The sequence below is a fragment of the Candidatus Methylomirabilota bacterium genome (genome assembly GCA_035260325.1).
Lineage (GTDB): Bacteria > Methylomirabilota > Methylomirabilia > Rokubacteriales > CSP1-6 > AR19.
Genome location: DATFVL010000064.1, coordinates 1 through 2681, shown reverse-complemented (window position 1 = coordinate 2681; position 2681 = coordinate 1). Strand labels below are relative to the sequence as shown.

The 2681-nt window shown below is 68.1% G+C and carries 6 protein-coding genes; 2 read left to right on the top strand and 4 right to left on the bottom strand.

All coding sequences use genetic code 11. The annotated features are described in order from the left end of the window. Positions 1–79: 79 nt before the first annotated feature. Both VKG64_04755 and VKG64_04750 read left to right on the top strand, forming a co-directional pair. The gene (locus tag VKG64_04755) at positions 80–688 is read left to right on the top strand and encodes a class I SAM-dependent methyltransferase (protein ID HKB24346.1); all 609 of its coding nucleotides are present in this window, start codon (positions 80–82) and stop codon (positions 686–688) included. A 68-nt stretch (positions 689–756) separates the two neighbouring features. Continuing rightward, positions 757–1185 carry a secondary thiamine-phosphate synthase enzyme YjbQ gene (locus VKG64_04750; protein HKB24345.1) on the top strand — a complete coding sequence of 143 codons (429 nt, stop codon included), beginning with the start codon at positions 757–759 and terminating at the stop codon, positions 1183–1185. Positions 1186–1201: 16 nt separating this feature from the next. Here the strand turns inward: VKG64_04750 and VKG64_04745 are convergent, their stop codons facing one another. From VKG64_04745 to VKG64_04730, 4 genes are all read right to left on the bottom strand, one after another. Continuing rightward, positions 1202–1615 carry a HEPN domain-containing protein gene (locus VKG64_04745; protein ID HKB24344.1) on the bottom strand — a complete coding sequence of 138 codons (414 nt, stop codon included), beginning with the start codon at positions 1613–1615 and terminating at the stop codon, positions 1202–1204. Then, positions 1596–1943 (bottom strand): nucleotidyltransferase domain-containing protein, encoded by a 348-nt coding sequence (locus VKG64_04740; GenBank protein HKB24343.1) that lies wholly within the window; start codon positions 1941–1943, stop codon positions 1596–1598. Before VKG64_04740 ends, VKG64_04745 begins: the two co-directional genes overlap by 20 nt. A 121-nt stretch (positions 1944–2064) precedes the next feature. Then, entirely contained in the window at positions 2065–2424 is a 360-nt protein-coding gene (locus tag VKG64_04735) for a nucleotidyltransferase domain-containing protein (GenBank protein HKB24342.1), read from the bottom strand. Continuing rightward, a partial coding sequence (locus tag VKG64_04730) for a HEPN domain-containing protein (GenBank protein HKB24341.1) occupies positions 2387–2681 on the bottom strand: 295 nt, incomplete at its 5' end. The genes VKG64_04730 and VKG64_04735, both read right to left, overlap by 38 nt.

Sequence of the window (2681 nt, the reverse complement as noted above, 5' to 3'; positions counted from 1 at the left end):
ACCAGCGCGCCATCCGCCCCCATCACGGCTCCCGACGCGATAGAATACCGGCCACCGTGCGGGCGCGCCGACCCCGAGCATGCTGACGATCTATCGCTTCCCGGCGCTGTACCAGCTCGCGATGCGGATCGGCTATGGACGGGACTACGCCGCGCGGTACGCGCTCATCGCCGACCGGATCGGCTGCCCGACCGAGGTCCTCGAGGTGTGCTGCGGCGACCTCGCGCTCTACCGGCATCTCGGCGACCGCGGGCTGCTCCGGTCGTACGTCGGGCTCGATCTGGAGCCCGCCATGCTGAGGCTCGCCGCCCGGCGTGGCGCGGACGTCCGCGCGTTCGACGTGCGCGACGGAGCGCCGCTACCGACCGCGGAGACCGTGATCATCGAAGCAAGCTTATATCAGTTTCACGACATCGCCGATACGCTACTGCCGCGCCTCTGGGCGGCCGCGCGGCGCCTCCTCGTGATCGCCGAGCCCGTCCGCAACCTCGCGCATTCCCGTTACGGCCTCGCACGCCGGGTGGCGCGCATTCTCAACCGGACGACCGACGGACGCATCCATACCTTCCGTTACACGGAAGCGACGTTGCTCGCGCTCTGCCGACGCTCCAAGCTCCCCGTGAGCCGGCTCGACCGCACCCCCGGGGGCCACGAGATCATCGTCTACTCGGTCAAGGCCCCGGGGTAATCGCGAGTTGACTTCGCCCGGCCGCCCTCGCTACCATCCTCGATGGTTGAAGCGTGGAACTAGGCACTGTGAAGATCTTCCAAACCTCGTTCGTACTACCTAGCGTAGAGCGGACCGAGCTCTCTGACATCACGAAGATTGTGCAAGAGGCGATCCGCCAGTTCCCGATCAACGCGGGCATCGCCCTGATCAATACCCTCCACACGACCTGCGCCCTGTTCGTCAACGAATTCCAGAGCGCCCTGATCGATGACCTTAAGGTTCTCATCGAACGGCTCGTGCCCCCCCGGGACGGCTACCGACACGATGACCCCCGCTACTCGGACTGCGAGCGCGGCAACGCGCATTCGCACCTGCGAGCAGTCCTCCTGGGACGCCCTGTCGCTGTCGGCATTAAAGATGGTGAGCTGACCCTCGGCCGATTCCAGTCCATCATCTTCGCCGAATTCGACGGCCCACGGCGTCGCGAGATCACGGTCCAGGTCGTCGGCGAGTAGCCCGGTCCGGGCTCGCTCAAGGCTCCTTCATGAGCCGCTCGCCGACGTCGGTGACGATCTCCCGCGCCAGACGCACCGCGTCTTTCGCTGCGTCCTGCGTGTAGACGCGTGCGGGGATGCTGTCGGGCAGGCTGTTGGGATAGCGGGTCGTGACGTAATAGCTGTCGAGAATGGACCACCGCCGCGCCCGTTCGCGAAAGTGTGCGTCGCGCCCGCCCGCCTCGGCGCAGAGGCGCTCCACCGAATGCCCGAGCACCAGCTCCTCGCCCGCGGCGTAGAGAAGGGCCTTCAGTGCCTTCTCGCCCACCTGCTGAGCCAGGAAGCACGCGATGTGATAGCCGCCCCGCTGCGCGAGGTCTTCGGCCCAGCGGAGGTCTTCGCGGGCCTGCTCGAGCCACCGCCTCCCTTCCTCAGCGGGGCTGGATCTCATAGAGCACGACCTCCTCGCCGAGGAGCCTCCGGATGAAGGGATCGTCGCTCGAGGCCTGGAGCTCGGCGGGGGTGTAGCATACGATATCGACGTCGACCGGCACGTCGAGGCGCGAGTAGAGGAACTGAAGCCGGTCCAGCGCCGGACGCTCCGTCTCCCACACCACGAGCAGGTCCAGGTCCGTGAAGAGATCCCGCCGGCCGCGGGCGTAGGAACCGAACACGCTCACGCGCTGGACGCCCGGGATCGTGGCAAGCGCCTCGACCACTCGAGGCAGGGCCGTCTCGAGTCGTTGCACGTATGCGGCGCGCTGCGCGGCGACGTCCATCACGGCGCGCCCAGTGTATCCTGCGCGCGCGCCCCGCGGAACGAGCTGTGCCGGCGCTGCGCGGTGCCGGTGAGTCGTGGCGACCGCCGACCGCGCGGGCGCGAACTCGCCGTCACCTCGCTCAAGGCTCCCTGACCCACACCCAGACGACCTCGCGCGCGAGCGTGCGCGCGAACCGACTTGCCGGATCGAGGCCACGCCATTCCTCGTGGGTGTAGACGAGCACGTCGGCGGACACGGGCAGCAAGGTGAGATCCCAGGCGGCGCCGCGGCGCGTGAAGGCCAGTTCGTCTCTCGCAACCACCAGGACGATATCCAGATCGCTCCCCACGCCCCAGTCGCCGCGGGCGTAGGACCCGAAGTAGCCGACACGAAGCAATTCAGGGCGGCGCCGCGCCGCCTCGGCGGCCCAACGACGCAGAGCCGCCTCGACCGCGCCCCGATCAGGCCAGACGAGTACGGACGAAGTCAATGACCGCACCGGCAAAGCGCAGTGCCTCCTCGCTATGGAGCGGGCCGTAGTGCTCGAACGGCGCACCTTCCGGGTGGCTGTTCGGGCATCGCGACGGGATATGGAACGTGTCGAGCACCTGCCCCTGCTCGACCAGGCCGACGGGAACACCCGCTGCGGCCGGAAGCTCGCGGATCAGCTTTGCCACGACGTGGCCCCAGGCCTCCTGCCCGAGGTGAAGGTGGAGGGCCTTCACGGCTTTCTCCGCGGCCTGATGAGCGGCGAAA

Bases quoted from the DNA above. Each gene is read 5' to 3' on its own strand.
- VKG64_04755 (HKB24346.1), top strand. From the start codon at position 80: ATGCTGACGATCTATCGCTTCCCGGCGCTGTACCAGCTCGCGATGCGG.
- VKG64_04745 (HKB24344.1), bottom strand. From the start codon at position 1,615: ATGAGATCCAGCCCCGCTGAGGAAGGGAGGCGGTGGCTCGAGCAGGCC.
- VKG64_04740 (HKB24343.1), bottom strand. From the start codon at position 1,943: ATGGACGTCGCCGCGCAGCGCGCCGCATACGTGCAACGACTCGAGACG.